The 15,414-nt window shown below is 68.6% G+C and carries 14 protein-coding genes; 8 read left to right on the plus strand and 6 right to left on the minus strand.

What is annotated here, in order from left to right; all coding sequences use genetic code 11:
* The first annotated feature begins 107 nt into the window (after positions 1-107).
* The 3 genes from ribA (at position 108) to ACCQ12_RS18050 (ending at position 3,367) form a co-directional block, all read left to right on the plus strand.
* A complete protein-coding gene (ribA, locus tag ACCQ12_RS18040; protein WP_179456379.1) occupies positions 108-1,241 on the plus strand; it encodes a GTP cyclohydrolase II RibA in 1,134 nt (377 codons plus the stop codon).
* Between the two features lie 105 nt (positions 1,242-1,346).
* On the plus strand, positions 1,347-1,856 hold the full coding sequence (locus ACCQ12_RS18045; RefSeq protein WP_228890353.1) for a PH domain-containing protein: 510 nt from the start codon (positions 1,347-1,349) through the stop codon (positions 1,854-1,856).
* Positions 1,853-3,367, plus strand: coding sequence for a PH domain-containing protein (locus ACCQ12_RS18050; protein WP_372382396.1), 1,515 nt, complete (start codon positions 1,853-1,855; stop codon positions 3,365-3,367). The genes ACCQ12_RS18045 and ACCQ12_RS18050 overlap by 4 nt, the downstream gene beginning before the upstream one ends.
* Before the next feature lie 22 nt (positions 3,368-3,389).
* On the opposite strand, the gene ACCQ12_RS18055 is transcribed toward ACCQ12_RS18050, so the two are convergent.
* Positions 3,390-4,448 carry a CDP-glycerol glycerophosphotransferase family protein gene (locus ACCQ12_RS18055; RefSeq protein WP_372382397.1) on the minus strand — a complete coding sequence of 353 codons (1,059 nt, stop codon included), beginning with the start codon at positions 4,446-4,448 and terminating at the stop codon, positions 3,390-3,392.
* Between ACCQ12_RS18055 and ACCQ12_RS18060 the strand changes: the two genes are divergently transcribed.
* Entirely contained in the window at positions 4,449-5,273 is an 825-nt protein-coding gene (locus ACCQ12_RS18060) for a glycosyltransferase family 2 protein (protein ID WP_372382398.1), read from the plus strand. It abuts the gene before it with no gap.
* Between the two features lie 19 nt (positions 5,274-5,292).
* Here the strand turns inward: ACCQ12_RS18060 and ACCQ12_RS18065 are convergent, their stop codons facing one another.
* The 5 genes from ACCQ12_RS18065 to def form a co-directional block, all read right to left on the minus strand.
* Positions 5,293-6,579, minus strand: a complete 1,287-nt coding sequence (locus tag ACCQ12_RS18065; RefSeq protein WP_372382399.1) for an O-antigen ligase family protein — start codon at positions 6,577-6,579, stop codon at positions 5,293-5,295.
* A 151-nt stretch (positions 6,580-6,730) separates the two neighbouring features.
* Positions 6,731-8,452, minus strand: coding sequence for an ArnT family glycosyltransferase (locus tag ACCQ12_RS18070; RefSeq protein WP_372382400.1), 1,722 nt, complete (start codon positions 8,450-8,452; stop codon positions 6,731-6,733).
* 48 nt (positions 8,453-8,500) lie between these two features.
* A complete protein-coding gene (rsmB, locus tag ACCQ12_RS18075) occupies positions 8,501-9,811 on the minus strand; it encodes a 16S rRNA (cytosine(967)-C(5))-methyltransferase RsmB (RefSeq protein ID WP_372382401.1) in 1,311 nt (436 codons plus the stop codon).
* Entirely contained in the window at positions 9,811-10,734 is a 924-nt protein-coding gene (fmt, locus tag ACCQ12_RS18080; RefSeq protein ID WP_372382402.1) for a methionyl-tRNA formyltransferase, read from the minus strand. The genes rsmB and fmt overlap by 1 nt, the downstream gene beginning before the upstream one ends.
* A 397-nt stretch (positions 10,735-11,131) precedes the next feature.
* Entirely contained in the window at positions 11,132-11,644 is a 513-nt protein-coding gene (gene def, locus ACCQ12_RS18085) for a peptide deformylase (RefSeq protein WP_039564470.1), read from the minus strand.
* A gap of 130 nt (positions 11,645-11,774) precedes the next feature.
* Here def and ACCQ12_RS18090 point away from each other — a divergent pair, with 130 nt between their 5' ends.
* The 4 genes from ACCQ12_RS18090 (at position 11,775) to ACCQ12_RS18105 (ending at position 15,398) form a co-directional block, all read left to right on the plus strand.
* Positions 11,775-12,911, plus strand: coding sequence for a LysM peptidoglycan-binding domain-containing protein (locus tag ACCQ12_RS18090; RefSeq protein WP_104581307.1), 1,137 nt, complete (start codon positions 11,775-11,777; stop codon positions 12,909-12,911).
* Positions 12,912-12,982: 71 nt separating this feature from the next.
* Positions 12,983-14,119 (plus strand): DNA-processing protein DprA, encoded by a 1,137-nt coding sequence (gene dprA / locus ACCQ12_RS18095; protein ID WP_104581306.1) that lies wholly within the window; start codon positions 12,983-12,985, stop codon positions 14,117-14,119.
* Positions 14,120-14,161: 42 nt separating this feature from the next.
* On the plus strand, positions 14,162-14,635 hold the full coding sequence (locus ACCQ12_RS18100; protein WP_003484452.1) for a DUF494 family protein: 474 nt from the start codon (positions 14,162-14,164) through the stop codon (positions 14,633-14,635).
* 40 nt (positions 14,636-14,675) lie between these two features.
* Positions 14,676-15,398 carry a pilin gene (locus tag ACCQ12_RS18105; RefSeq protein WP_372382403.1) on the plus strand — a complete coding sequence of 241 codons (723 nt, stop codon included), beginning with the start codon at positions 14,676-14,678 and terminating at the stop codon, positions 15,396-15,398.
* Positions 15,399-15,414 lie beyond the last annotated feature (16 nt).

Here is a 15,414-nt window from a genome sequence, read left to right on the forward strand (position 1 = left end):
TGGCAACTGGCGGCGGCGAACCACGCGACAATGGCGCTATGCGTCCGGTCGCGGCGCGGCGGCGTCCGCCTTGAAGCGGCCGTGGCAATCCCCATCTGGAGTCGTGCATGAGCAGCCCCGTCCCCTCCCCCAGCGCACAGGCCTTCGGCGATCCGGCGGCGATCCGCTGCGAGCGCGCCGCATCCGAACTGCGCGCCGGCCGGCCGGTGCTGCTGACCGCCGCAGGCGGGCGGTCGCGTGCGGTGCTGGCGCTGGACAGCAGCACAGCACAGTCGTATGCCGCCTTCGCACGCGCCGCGCAGGGCCGCCACTATCTGTTTGTCACCCCGACCCGCGCCCAGGTGCTGGGGCTGACCGCGCCGCAGGGTGCACGGGTTGCGCTGGCCGACCAGAGCTACGACCAGTTGGCCGGGCTGGCCTATCTGCGCGACACCCCGGTGCCGACACAGTGGACCGCCGGCGATGCGCTGGATGCCGGTGGCGCGGAGATCGCGCGGCTGGGTTTGCTGCTGCCGGCCATGCTGGCGGTGGAGCTGCGCGATGTGCACGACCATGCCGCCTTCGCCGGCTGCCAGTCGCTGGCCCTGGACGATCTGGGCAGCGGTTGCGCCACGGCGGCCGCCGCCGGCTTCGAGCTGGTCACCCGCACCCCGGTGCCGCTGCGCGGCCTGGGCATGAGCGAATTTGTGGTGTTCCGCGGCGGCGTGGCGCAGCGCGACCAGGTGGCGATCGTGGTCGGCCAGCCGGATCTGACCGCCGCCGTACCGGTGCGCGTGCATTCCTCCTGTCTTACCGGCGACCTGTTCGGCTCGCTCAAATGCGACTGCGGCGACCAGCTGCGGCACGGGCTGGCCAAGCTCAAGGACCTGGGCGGCGGTGTGCTGCTGTATCTGGACCAGGAAGGCCGCGGGACCGGCATTGCCGCCAAGATGCGCGCCTACGGCTATCAACACGCTGGGCTGGACACCATCGACGCCGATGCGCAGCTGGGCTTCGGCCCGGACGAGCGCCGCTACGGCAGTGCGGTGGCGATGTTGCGCGGCCTGGGCATCGGCCGGATCCGGCTGCTGACCAATAACCCGGCCAAGGCCGAGCGCCTGCGCGCAGCCGGCATCGCCGTGGAGGACCGCATTCCGGTCACCGGCGACATCACGCCGGAAAACGAACACTACCTGCGCACCAAGGCCACCCGTGCCGGCCATGCGCTGGATGTGGATGCGCTGATCCTGGCGGCGCAATAGCGCGCCTAGTGCCGGGTGCGCCTGCACGCGGCGCCCGGCTATGCTTGCGGACCGCTTCTGCAGGCCCGCCTCGTGCACGACGTTCCACCGCCGCACCCCGACATCCTGGTCCCCGCCGCGCCTGCCCAGCTTGCGGCCGCGGACCACGCGCAGTGGCAGCAACTGCCGCGGCGTGGCGCTTATGTGGCGGCGGCCAACGGTGTGCTCGGCGGCGGATGTGCCGGGCTGATTGCCACCGGCGTTGCGCTCACCGCGCTGCATGCCTGGCGCTATTGGCCGGTGGTGCCGGGCGTGATGCTGGTGCTCGCGTTGCTGTGCGCGTGGCTGGCGGTCAAACGGCATCGGCTCACGCTGTGGAAACTCGACCAGCATGGTCTGGCGCTGCAACGTGGCCACCTGTGGCAAAGCGATACGCGGGTGCCGATCTCGCGCGTGCAGCACGTGGACCTGCGCCGCGGCCCGATCGAACGCGCCACCCGGCTGACCACGCTGGTGGTACACACTGCCGGCAGCCGGCTCAACGCCGTGGCGGTGTCCGGGCTGGATCAGGCCGATGCCGAACAGCTGCGCGACCGCCTGGCCCGCCAGCTCGATCACCACGACGACGCGCTGTGAGCGCAGTGCAGCACTCCGGCGATGACGAGCAGCGCCTGCATCCGCTGTCGTGGGTGTTCGTGCTGCTGCAGCAGATCCGCCAGTTCCTGATCCCGCTGGTGGCACTGATCGTGTTCGGCAGCCGCGATGGCAGCCGCGACGTTGCCGACCACATCGCCACCGGCGTGGTGATGGCCGTGCTGGTGGCGATCTCGGTGCTGCGCTATTTCACCTATCGCTACCGCATCGGCGAAGACAGCGTGGCGATCCGCAGCGGGCTGCTGGAGCGCAGCCGGCGCGATATTCCGTTCGCGCGCATCCATAACGTGGTGGTGCATCAGTCGCTGCTGCATCGGCTGGCCGGGGTGGCCGAAGTGCGGCTGGAGTCGGCGGGCGGGCACAAGCCGGAAGCGGAAATGCGCGTGCTGCGGCTGGATCAGGCCCTGGCCCTGGAAGACCTGATCCGCCGCCGTGCGCAGCACCCGCACACCGCGCAAGTGCAACTGCAAATGCAGGCGCAGGACCGCAGCACCCTGCTACGTCTGCCGATGGCCGAAGTGATTCGCCTGGGCCTGATCTCCAACCGCGGCATGGTGGTGGTGGCCGCCAGTATCGGTGTGATCTACCAGATGATTCCGCGCCGCGTGGCCTCCACGTTCATCGAGACCAACGGCGAACTGGCCTACCGCTACGTCAGTCAGGTCCATCCGGGCGCAGCAGTCACCGCCACGCTGGTGGTGATCGCCATGCTGGCCGTGTTGCTGGCCATGCGCGCGCTCTCGGTGGCGCTGGCGATAACGCAATACCACGGGTTTCATCTCAGCGAATCGGAGCGGCGCCTGACCGTGGAGCGTGGTCTGCTGACGCGCATCCGCAGCAGCGTGGCATTGCGGCGCATCCAGTCGTGGACGCTGTACGAAAGCCGTCTGCACCGGCTGTTCGGCCGCCGCCAGTTGCGTGTGGACACCGCAGTGTCCGGCACCGGCGACACCCACGACAGCGCACTCAAGGAACTGGCACCCATCGCCCCACCGCAGCGCTGTGACGCCTTGCTGCAGCGCCTGTTGCCCGACATCGCCTGGCCGCCGCAGCAGTGGCAGGCCGTTGCCACCCATTGCTGGTGGCGCCTGAGCCTGCCCACGGTGCTGATGCTGGTGCCGCTGGTGGCCGCGCTGGCATGGCAGATCGGCAGCCAGGCCGCATGGTTGCTGCTCTGGCTGCCGTGGAGCGGGTTCAAGGCGTATCGCCAGGTGCAGCGCATGGGCTATGCGGTAGACACGCGCTATGTGGCGGTGCGTGGCGGCTGGTGGAAACGCTGGTGGCGGCTGGCCGAACTGGACAAGCTGCAGGCGCTGCAATTGCGGCGTTCGCCGCTGGACCGGCTGACCGGCACCGCCACGCTGTGGCTGGATACCGCCGGTGCCAGCGCCACCGGCCCGGCGTTGCGGCTGCGCTTTGTGCCACTGGCGCAGGCGCAACGGCTGCAGGGGCAACTGGCCGCCGCACTGGCACGTCGCACGCTGCGCTGGTAGCGCAAGCGCCGGCTAACGGTGCTCAGCGCTGCGCCGGCCCCCAATAACCGAGTTCGCGCCGGATCTGCAGGCCGCGCCAGAGCGCACCCAATGGTCTGGGTCGCAACGTCCCGAGCTTGCCGGCGATGAAGTCGTCGGTGGCGGCAATCACCCGCTGCGACGATTGCCCGTCGCGATACGGATGAATCGCATCGGCATACGCGGCCAGCGCGCTGCGCAGTTCGGCGTCCGGCGCCAGCGCGCGTGCCAGCTGCTGCGGCAGTTGCTCGGGCTGCTCGAAGTTCAGCATATGCGGCTGCGGCACGCGGTTGCGGAAGGTCACCACCGGTTTGTGCTGCACCACGAACTCGGACACGATCGACGAGGTATCGGACACCAGCACATCGGCCGCACGCTGCGCGGCAATCACCTCTTCGGGCTCGACGAACCGCGCGTTGGCACCGGACAGCGCGCGATAGCGGTCGAACAGCTCCGGCGCGCATTTGGGATGCAGGGTGAGCAGCCAGTAGTGCGCACCGCGCGCGATGTCGGCGGCGATCTCCTCGTAGAGCACCGGTGCTGCGCTGAGGCGCTCGGTGAAGGTGGAACCGAACAGCAGCACAGGGCGGCCATTGGCCGGCGCACGCAGCGCGGCGCTGTGCCCGCCATCGTCGCGGAACACCGGGTCGAGCTTGGGCCAGCCGGTTTCGGCCACGGCAAAATGCCCTTCGCGCTCGGCCAGTGCGCGAAACGGCCCGGTGGTGGCCGGGCCTTGCGTGCAATACAGATCGAACAGCCCGCGCACACGGAAGTGGCCGCGGTTGTCTTCGCGTTTCTGCACGTTGAAGCCATGGAACAGCTGCACCTTGGCACCGGCGATGAATGGCGGCACCCAGTTGGCCGCGCTGAACACCGCGCGCGGGCGCAAGGCCAGCGCATCGCGCAGGCCGACCTCGCGCACCCCCGGCAGCACCAGCCCGCGGGCACCACCTTCGTACCAGGCCGCCACGGTGTCGCCGCGGGCCTGTAATGCCTGCGCCAATGGCGCCAGAATAGGCAACGCGTAACGCTCCGTTGCGAACAGCAGGTAATCGGCCATCACATGTCCTCTTCGACCGCACCCGACGAACGGCCTCGCATCAGCGCCTGCATTATCGCGTTCAACGAGGCCGATCGCCTACGCGACTGTCTGACCTCGCTGGCGTTCTGCGATGAGATCGTGGTGGTGGACTCCGGCTCCACCGATGCCACTGCGGCCATTGCCGGCGCGCACGGTGCGCGCGTGGTGCAACGCGCCTTCGATGGCTACCGCAGCCAGAAGGCGTATTGCGTGCAGCAGGCCAGCTACGACTGGGTGCTGTGCCTGGATGCGGACGAGCGCATCAGCGAGCGCTTGCGCGCATCGATCATCGCCGCACGCGATGCCGGGTTTCCTGCTGCTGCTGGTTACCGCTTCGCGCGGCTGTCGGACTATTTCGGCCGCTTCCTGCGGCATGGCAACGCGTATCCGGACCGGGTGCTGCGCCTGTTCGATCGACGCCGCGGCGGCTGGCGCGGCAAGCGCGAGATCCACGAGGCGGCCAGCGTGGATGGTGCAGTGATCACGTTGGCCGGCGACCTGATCCACTACCCCTATCGCTCCTTGATGCAGCAGCTGTCCAAGACCCAGCGCTACGCACAGATGATGGCCGAGCACGATTACGCGCGCGGCAAGCGCGCCACCTGGAGCAAGCTGGTGCTGGCGCCGGCGTGGCGCTTCTGGCGCGGCTATCTGCTGCGCGGCGGCTTTCGCGACGGCTGGCACGGGCTGATCTACGCCTATGTGCGCGCCAACTACGTGCGCCAGAAGACCATCATGCTGTGGCTGTTGCAGCACCAGCAGCCGGTGCAGGACCCGCCACGCGCAGCGGAACCGCGCGGCGACTGAGTGCGCGGGCGCTGCCGGATCACACCCCGTTACGGGTGACATGCAATCCCGGTGCGGCCTGCTGCGCCTGGCGCGCTGCCAGCCCCGCCAGCACGCCCACCATCGCGGTATAGAAACTGGCCGCCACCTGGTGCGCGAACATCGACTGGGTCAGCCCGCACAGCACGTAGCTGATCACGAACATCACCCCGGCCGCGGCCGGTCCGCGGAACTGCACCTGCCCACTGCGCCGATGCAGGCGCACGAACAGCCACAGCGGCACGCCGTAGACCGCAATCAGCAACAGCAACCCGGGCACGCCCTGGGTGGCGCCCCACTCGGCCAGGTCGTTGTGTGCATGGCCCAGATGGCAACGAAACAGGGCGTTGTCAGCCGCGCACGCCGGCAACTCGTGCATCGCATCGTCGAAACGGCCAACGCCGACGCCGGCGAGCGGATGCGCACGCAAGGTGTCCCAGGCCACGTGCAGGCGTTCGATGCGCGCACCGGCGGAAGAATCGCTGTCGCCGACCTCATAACGCTGCAGATCGCGCTGCAACTCTCCCACGCGCATCTGGTCGGTCAAGGCGGGCACGCTGGCGATCACACCCACGGCCACGACCGCCCCGCCGACGAAGGTGAGCAGGCGTATGCGTGCGCTGTGCCAGGGCGCGCCCCAGATCAGGACGCCCACGGTTGCCAGCAAGGCCAGCCAGACCCCGCGACTGCCGCTGAGCACGATCACCACCACCGTGGCGATGGCCGCGCCCACCAGCCAGCGCACGGCGCCGGTGGGACGGCAGAACGCCACCACCACCAGCAGCATCATTGCGATGTCGGCAAAGACAATGGCGTTGGTGAAGCCTTCGGCACGGTCGGCGCCACGCATCACCTGCACGATCGCGATCACCATGGCCGCCGCCAAGCCGGCCAGCGCGCCACGCCACAGCCAGATCTGGCGCGGCTGCAAGGCATAGGCCCACAACGCCGCCCACGGCAGCACAAGAAAGCGCGAACGGTTGCCTACATCGCGCAGGCCATGCTCGAACAAGGCGATCGACAGCAGCGACATCGCAATCACCACCACCGTCAGCCATCCCAGCGTACGCAAGGTCACATCACGCGCGGCGATGCCGCCCCGCAGGCTGCGCCACCCCAGCAATGACCCAAGCAGCAGGCACAGGCCGAACGGCAACAGGCCGCTGGGCATGCTCACCACCAGGGCGGTGAGCGCAAACACGCCCAGCTCGGCCATCCCCACCCCCGCCCGTGATACGACGGGCGCAGTGATGTCACGCGAGGCAGGCGGGGTGTGCAAGGAAGTCATCGACAGATCGGCAGCAAAAGGGAGGTGGAACAGGCAGGGGGCGTCAGCGACGCCGGCCAAGCTAACGATGCGGCGCATGAATCCCTGCTAGACGGCCACCGGCGCGCGCATTGACGCAGCGCCTGCCGCACGGGCCGCGGGCATGCGCGCCTCACTCGACGTCCAGGTTGCCCTGCTCCTTTTCTTCGACTGCCTTCTCGGTGGAGCTGGCCACGCAGTCGCCCTGCACCGCATCGGCCGGCACCAGCCACCAGCGGCGGCGATTGGCCACGCCGACCAGTTGGCTGCGGCTGCGATCCACGCAGCCCAGCAAGGCGGTCTCCTGCACCATCAGCCAGCGCTGGCCCGGTTGCGCGGCCTGCCAGGCCACGCCGCGGCGCAGCTGTTCTTCCCACGGCACCTTGAAGCCGAAGGTCTGTGCCGGGCGGTCGGCCATCAGCAGGTTCTGCTCCTTCCAGGCCACCAGGCCGAGCTGTGCGTCCGGGCCGATGCGCCGGCCAACCTCGCGCATCACCGAACCGGCCGAACTGGAGTCGTTGAAGACGGGGTAGCAGACCAACCCGAACGCCACCCACCACGCGCCCAGCAGCGAGGCGGCCGCCAGCGCGGAGCGGCGCACGCGCAACAGCAGCAGGCTGGCCACGCCCCAACCGCCGACCGCCAGCAGCAGCCAGCCCAGCGGGTCGGTCGCTTCGCTGCCGACACCGCGGCTGTCCATGATCTTCTGCTCGAACCCCGGATGCCCGATCAGCATCGCCGCCCCACCCGCAGCGAAGACCACCGTCAGCAGCACCACGAAGGCGAACAACAGCCGCTGCAAACCCGCCCGGCGCAGCAGCCCTGCTGCCAACGGCGCCAGCGCCAGGCAGAACATCGGCAGCGCCGGCAGGATGTAGACATCGCGCTTGCCGCTGGGAATGGTGAAGAACACCAGCACCAGCAGCCACCACGCCAGCGGCAGCAGATAACGCGCATCGCGTCGCCGCAACCGCCGCCGCCACGCCGGCACCGCCCACGGCAGCAGCAGGATGGTCGGCAGCCACATTGTGGCCATGCTCTGCAGGTGGTACCACACCGGCTGCGCATGGTCCCAGGAGCTGGCGTAGCGCTTGGCTGTCTGGCGCAGCAGGATGTCGTTGAGATATACGCGGTATTCGGGCTGGCCGGCAGTCAGCGCGGTGACCATCATCGGCACGAACCACAGCAGGATTGCCACGAAGAAGAACAGCGGCCCGAGCCAGAAGCGGCGGTCGCGCACATGCACGCGCACGCCCGGCCAGCCGCGCGCTGCGGCAATCCCGGCCGGGATCAGCATCAGCAGTGCGATGATGCCCACGCCTTTGGTGATCACCCCCAGCCCGGCAGCGAACCAGCCCAGCGTCCACCAGCGCCAGGCCGGGCCCATCAGCAGATGCCGCAGCAAGCCGTAATTGGCCAGGGTGATCCAGAACACCACCAGCGGGTCGATCTGCGCCTTCTTGGCCTGGAAGGTGAAGTGCAGCGTGAACAACAGCATCCACGCCGCGTAAGCACCCACCCGCCGCGTCCACAACCGCCGGCCCAAGTCATAGACGCAGGCCAGGGTGCCCAGCGCCGCGAGCAGCGACGGCAGCAGAAACGCCACCCGCCAGTTGCCCAGCAGCGTGTAGAACAGCGCCTGCAGCCACATCAGCATGGGCGGCTTGTCCGAGTACAACTCGTTGCCGCGGTGCGGGAACAGCCAGTCCCCGCTGATCACCATCTGCTTGGCGACCAGGGCAAAGCGCGGCTCGTCCGACGGCCACGGGTCACGCAATCCGAGGCCGGCACCGATCACCAGCACAGCGGTGATGGCCAGCAGCCAGAAATCCTTCGAGGCACGGGTCTTGAGCATGGCGGGCAGCAGCGGGATGCGGGAGGGGGCGCCGGAACCGGCGCGCGATCAGGAGGCTTTTAGCAAACGTGCGTAGAAGAACCCGTCGCAGTGCTGCTCGCCGGGGAAGCGCTGCCGCCCCGGCCCCGCCGCGTGGCCGAACTGCGCCCCCAGCGGCTGTGCCTGTGCATCGGGCGTGCGCTGCAGGAAGGCGTCGATCTGCGCCTGGTTTTCGCGCGCCAGCAGCGAGCAGGTGGTGTAGAGCAGTTGCCCGCCCGGCCGCAAGGTACGCCAGCTCGCATCCAGCAGGCGTGCCTGCAGCGCACACAGCGCATCGATGTCGTCGGCCCGGCGATGCAGCAGCACATCCGGCTGACGCCGCACCACCCCGGTAGCCGAACACGGCGCATCCAGCAGCACCGCATCGAACGGCCGGCCGTCCCACCACGCATCCGTATCGGCCGCGTCGGCCGCGTGCAATGCCACCTGCGCCGTCGGCACGGTGCGCTGCAGGGTCTGCTGCACGCGCTCCAGGCGGCGCGCATCCACGTCCAGCGCGGTGAGCTGCAGCGCTGGATGCCGCTCCAGCAGATGCGCCGCCTTGCCACCGGGTGCGGCGCAGGCATCGAGCACGCGTGCCGATGGCGCCAGCGGCAACGCATCGGCCACCTGCTGCGCCGACCCGTCCTGCACCGAGACCTCGCCTTCGGCAAAGCCGGGCAACTGGCTGATCGGCACGGCCGTGGACAGGCGCACCGCATCCGGCAGCACCGGGTCGGCCTGCGCAGCGATGCCCGCGTCGGTCAGACGTGCCACATAGGTGGCCGGGTCGGTGCGCCCGCGATGGACCCGCAGCCACATCGGCGCCATCTGCGCGCTGGCGGTAAAAACGGCTTCGGCACGCTCGCCCCAGTCCGCACGCAGCTGCTTGCGCAGCCACGACGGCCAGCCGGCATCGTCGGCCACTGCTGGAAAGCCTTCGCGCTGCGCGCGCCGCAAGATCGCGTTGACCATGCCGGCCTGACGGGGCCGGCCCAGTGCGCGGCACGCATCCACGGTAGCCGACAACGCCGCGTGCGCGGGCAGCTGCAGCACATCGAGTTGCGCAAAGCCCGCCATCAGCAACGCCTTGAGTTCGGCATCGCGTGGCGGCAACGGACGTTCCAGCCATTGCCGCAACGCCACGTCATACGCCGGGCGCCGGCGAATGACCGCAAAACAGATCGCCTCCACCAGCGCGCGATCACGTGGATCGCCGATGGCGGGCAAGGTGGCGGCCAGCTCGGCCTTCAACGAGCGGCCCTGGTCGAACACCGCCGTCAGCACCCGCGCCGCAGCCAGGCGCGAGCCAACGCCCGCCGCCACCGTATCGGCCGACATCAGCGCAGCGCCGGCAGGTCGCGGCGCGCGTTGAGGTAATCGGCGGCGGTAATCGCCTTGCCGCCCTCACGCTGCAACACGCGCACCCGCAGCGCGCCCCGCCCGCAGGCGATGTCGATGCCTTGCTTGCTGGCGGCCAGCAGAGTGCCCGGCGGCTGTTGATGCGCCAGCTCCAGCGCCACCGCGCCATGCAGGCGCACCCGCTCGCCGGCCAGGACCGCCTCGGCCACCGGCCAGGGGTTGAACGCGCGCACGCGCCGCGCCAGTTCCTGCGCCGGCTGCGCCCAATCCAGCTGCGCCTGCGCCTTGTCCAGCTTGTGCGCATAGGTCACGCCCTCGGCCGGCTGGGCTTGCGCCACCGGACGGATGCCGGCGCGCAACAGACCCAGGCCGTCGGCCAGCACCTGCGCGCCCAGCGCAGCCAGGCGGTCGTGCAGCTGCCCGCCGGTTTCCTGCTCGCCGATCTCGATACGTTGCGACAACAGCACCGGGCCGGTATCCAGGCCGGCTTCCATCTGCATCAGGCACACGCCGGTTTCGGTATCGCCGGCCTCGATGGCGCGCTGGATCGGCGCGGCGCCACGCCAGCGCGGCAACAGCGAGGCGTGCACGTTCCAGCAGCCATGGGTCGGCGCGGCCAGTACCGCCTTGGGCAGGATCAGCCCGTACGCCACCACCACCATCAGGTCCGCATCGAGCCCGCGCAGCGTGGCCAGCGCCTCGGGCGAGCGCAGGGTCTGCGGCTGGTAGACCGGAATGCCGTGCGCGATCGCTTCCAGCTTGACCGGCGAGGGGGTCAGCCCGCGCCCGCGCCCGGCCGGCCGATCCGGCTGGGTGTAGACCGCCACCACTTCATGCCGCTGCGCGGCCACGCGCAAGGAGGCGACAGCGAAGTCTGGTGTACCGGCGAAGATAATTCTCATAGGGCGGGGATTCGGGATTTGGGATTCGGGATTGGCAACGGCGGGAGTGCTGGCCGGGGCGGGAGTAGCGTGGAGCTGAAAGGGGCGGAGCGGGATTTACGCTGGAGATTGGGCTAACCGGCGCCGGCACCCGCATGCCCCATCATCGATGGGTACGCTGAGGAGCGGAAGTTGCATCCGGGACTCGATGCCCGCAACGGGCAGCGGCTTGGCGGTCACGAATCCGCGCCCGAGGTTTCAAGGCCATCCCCCCCGGGACTTGCCGCAATGGCAATGTGCCGGCATAGCCCTCAGATCGCACCGAGATCAGCGCTCAACGATTTGAAACCAGCCGGCTCACAGGCGTGCAAAAACCCGCCTTTACCAATCCCCAATCCCGAATCCCCAATCCCAGCCCTCAAGCCACATGCTTGCGCTGTTTGGCCAGCTTCTTGCGCACCATCTCGCGCTTGAGCGGAGACAGATAGTCCACGAACAGCTTGCCGTCCAGGTGGTCCATCTCGTGCTGGATGCACACCGCCAGCAGGCCGTCGGTGCTGAGCTCCTGTGCCTTGCCGTCGCGGTCCAGGTAACGCACGGTGATCGCATCGGCGCGGCTGACATCGGCGAAGATGCCCGGCACCGACAGGCAGCCTTCCTGGTACACCTGTTCGCCCTGGCGGGTGGCGATTTCAGGATTGATGAACACCTGTGGGGCGTTCTTCTCTTCGCTGACGTCGATCACCATGAAGCGCTTGTGCACGTCCACCTGACTGGCGGCCAGGCCGATGCCGGGCGCCTCGTACATGGTCTGGAACATGTCGTCGAGCAAGCTCTGGAACGCCGGGCTGGTGACCTCGGCCGCATCGACCGGCACGGCCTTGGTACGCAGCCGCGGATCGGGAAATTCGAGAATAGGGAGCAAAGCCATGGGGTTACCCGTCTGGGACACCGGCGCGGCGCCGGCAAGACGGTGTCATTCTAGCGCAATGCTTGCGTGGCGCCCCGGTTTCTGGACTATAGTGCGCGGACCTGTTGGGGAATCAGGCAAGAAGGCACTCATGTTGAACCGACTTCGTACGGTCGTCGCTGCGGCGATGCTGACCGTCGCGACCTACGCTGCCGCGCAAGCGGTGGGCGAGCATCCAGATACCTATGTGGTCCGCAAGGGCGATACCTTGTGGGACATCGCCGGGCGTTTCCTGCAAAAACCATGGCTGTGGCCGGAAATCTGGCAGGCCAATCCGCAGATCCAGAATCCGCACCTGATCTATCCCGGCGACGTGATCAGCCTGGCCTATCTGGATCGCGTCGGCAAAGGCACCATCCAGCCCGGCCCGCGCCAGGAAGCACCGATCAACGCCATTCCGCTGGCCGACGTCGAGCCGTTCCTGAAGAACCTGCGCGTGGTCGACGACTTCGATCAGCTGCCTTACGTGGTGGGCCTGGAAGGCGGCCGCACGCGCGCCACCACCGGCCAGGTCGCTTACGTGGTCGGCCTGGAGAACGCGCAGCCGGGCCAGCGCTTTGCGGTGGTTCGCCCGACCGTGAAGTTCAGCCTGCCCAAGCACAACGAAGACCTGGACATGGCGGGCAACATCACCGCCGGCTCCGGCAACATCTGGAAGAACTTCATCGCGCCGAGCAAGCGCCGCGAGTTCCTCGGTTATGAGCTGGCGCAGGTCAACGTCGGCACCATCACCCGCAGCGCGGCAGGCGGCAACTCCAAGGCGGCAACCCTGCTGTTGCAGGACAGCGGCCGCGAAGTGCGCGCCGGCGATCGCATCGTCGCGGTCGAAGCACAGCCCTACGATCTGCAGTTCATCCCGCACCCGCCGTCCGAACAGGCGCTGCAGACCGAACTGCGCGTGCTGGCCATCTCCGACGCCTTCATCGTCGGCGGCACCCGCGACGTGATCGCCATCTCCGGCGGTGCCCGCGAAGGCATCAACAACGGCACGGTGTTCTCGATCTGGCGCAAGGGCCGCACGGTCAGCGACCGCGTCAAGCACGCGCGCTTCTCGCGGACTGATGACGATTTCAGCGGCCCGGCCGGCTCCACCGTCGGCCTGCCCGACGAATACGCCTCGCATGCGATGGTGTTCCGCACCTTCGACAAGGTCAGCTATGCGCTGGTGATGGAAAGCGTCAAGCCGACCGGCCTGGGGTATTTCGTCAAGCATCCCGACGCGCAGTAAGCAAAAATTCCGATGCATCAACGCGACGGCGCCCGAGGGCGCCGTCGTCGTTTGCGGCCTAGCCTGAATGCATGGCCCTGACTGCTCCCGACCTGCGCGCCCTGCTGATCCTGCTGCTGGCAGGCGGCCGTAGCCCACCGCGAAAGGCATTGCTGACCACCTTCGCGTCGGCGGCCCAGATGCTGGCGGCCGGGCCCGAGGCGTGGCGCTCCGCCGGCTGCGACGAGGTGCAATCGCAGCGCCTGCACACACCCGACCAGCAGGCACTGGATGCGGCGCTGCACTGGTGCACACAGCCCGGGCACCACCTGATCGGCTGGCACGATCCGGACTACCCGGCCCTGCTGCGTCATATCGCCAATCCGCCCATGGCCCTGTTCGTGGACGGCGACCCCAATGCGCTCTGGCACCCGGGCGTGGCCGTGGTGGGCAGCCGCTCGGCCACCGCCGCCGGCCGCGACCATACCCGTGTGTTCGCCTCCAGCCTGGCGGGCGCCGGGCTGAGCATCGTCAGCGGCATGGCCGCAGGCGTGGACGCGATCGCACACGAGGCCGCGCTGGCCCACCGCGAAGCCATCACCGTGGCAGTGGTCGGCACCGGCACCGACGTGGCCTATCCCGAGCGGCACCACGGCTTGCGCGATCGCATCGCCGCACGTGGCGCGGTGGTCAGCGAATACCTGCCGGGCACCGGCCCGGTAGCGGCGCACTTTCCGGCCCGCAACCGGATCATCGCCGGGCTGGCTCTGGGCACGCTGGTGGTGGAAGCGGCGATGCGCTCCGGCGCCCTGATCACCGCACGCCTGGCGGCAGAAGCCGGCCGCGAGGTGTTTGCCCTGCCCGGCTCGCTGCACAACCCGCTCGCCCGCGGCTGCCACCACCTGATCCGCCAGGGCGCCACGCTCGCGCAGGAACCGGCCCAGGTCATCGACGGGCTGGGCCTGCTGTCGGGCGAATTGGCCAGCGCCTTGCGCGAACGCCTGAGCGCCCCAACTCAGGAGGCCAGGCCGGTGCGCACCGCCACTTCCGTGCGCTCGGACCCGGACTACCAGCGCTTGTGGCAGGCGCTGGGCCACGACCCAACCCCTATGGATTCCCTGGTGCAGCGCACCGGATTGACGGCCGCCGCGCTGTCCTCCATGCTGCTCATCATGGAACTGGAGGGAGACGTGGTCACCGAGCACGGTCGCTATACCCGCAATCCTTAGTTTCTTCACCTCCACAGCGTCGCGCGACGCAGGCCGAGGGCAATGAAAGAGAGCATTCTCGATGTACTGCTGTACCTGTTCGAACATTACTTCAGCGAAGACGCGGACCTGGTCCGTGACCGTGACTCGCTACAAAATGGCCTGATCCAGGCCGGTTTCAGCCCCGCAGAAATCAGCAAGGCCTTCGATTGGCTGGACGCGCTCTCCGAGCAGCGGCCCAGCGTCGCGCGCCCGCATGTCGATGGGCCGGTGCGGATCTATCACGGGCCGGAGCTGGACAAGCTGGATGTGGACTGCCGTGGGTTCCTGCTGTTCCTCGAGCAACACCGCATTCTCGATGCCGATCAGCGCGAGCTGGTGCTGGACCGCGCCATGGCGCTGGACCAGGACGAGCTGGACCTGGACGACCTCAAATGGGTGGTGCTGATGGTGCTGTTCAACCAGCCCGGCGCCGAAGCGGCCTATGCCTGGATGGAAACCCAGATGTTCCTGGACGAGCCTGAACCCGTACACTGAGCCTTGAAGCCGCCACGGACGTGCGTGCAGGGGAACGGGGATGCGCAGTTGGTATTACGCCGATGGCAATCGCCATCGGCACGGGCCGGTGGCCGAAGACGCCTTGCTGGGTCTGTATCGCGATCACCTGATCGCCCTGGATACGTTGGTCTGGCGCGAAGGGCTGGACCAGTGGCTGCCCTTGTCCGCCTGTGCCGACACCCTTGGCCCGCCAATTTCCACTGATATGCGTGCGGCATCGGTTCCGCCGCCATTGCCGCCCGCTGCGGCGCACGCTCCGCCGACTCATGCGCCCGCACCGCCTCTGCACCCACGCGGCAACACCACTGGCTGGCCGTTGATTGCAGTGCTGGGCGCGGTGGCCGGCGTCTTCGTCGTGGTCGGCGTGATCGGGATCCTTGCCGCGATCGCGTTCCCGGCCTACAACGACTATCTCAACCGCGCCAGGGTGGCCGAGGCGATTGGCGAGTTGGCACCGTTAAAGCCGCAGATCGCCGAATTTCTCGCGAGCGAAGGCCGCTGCCCGGTCAACGACGACGCTGGCTTCAAGCCACCCGAGCAGTACGCGAGCGAGCGCTTGAGCAGCGTGCGCATCGGCCGTTTCGAGACGACCGAGTGCGGCATCGAAGCGGTCATCCACGCGCCCAAGTCGGCCAGAATCGACGGCAAGGCGCTGTGGCTGGATCTGGATGCGGATGCCGGGAGCTGGAACTGCAGTTCCGAGATCGACGACGCCCAACTTCCGCCGCATTGCCGCGGCTGACCGCCTGCAGCACGCC

Origin of the sequence: Xanthomonas sp. NCPPB 1068, assembly GCF_041479385.2 — a bacterium.
Classification (GTDB): Bacteria; Pseudomonadota; Gammaproteobacteria; order Xanthomonadales; family Xanthomonadaceae; genus Xanthomonas; species Xanthomonas cannabis.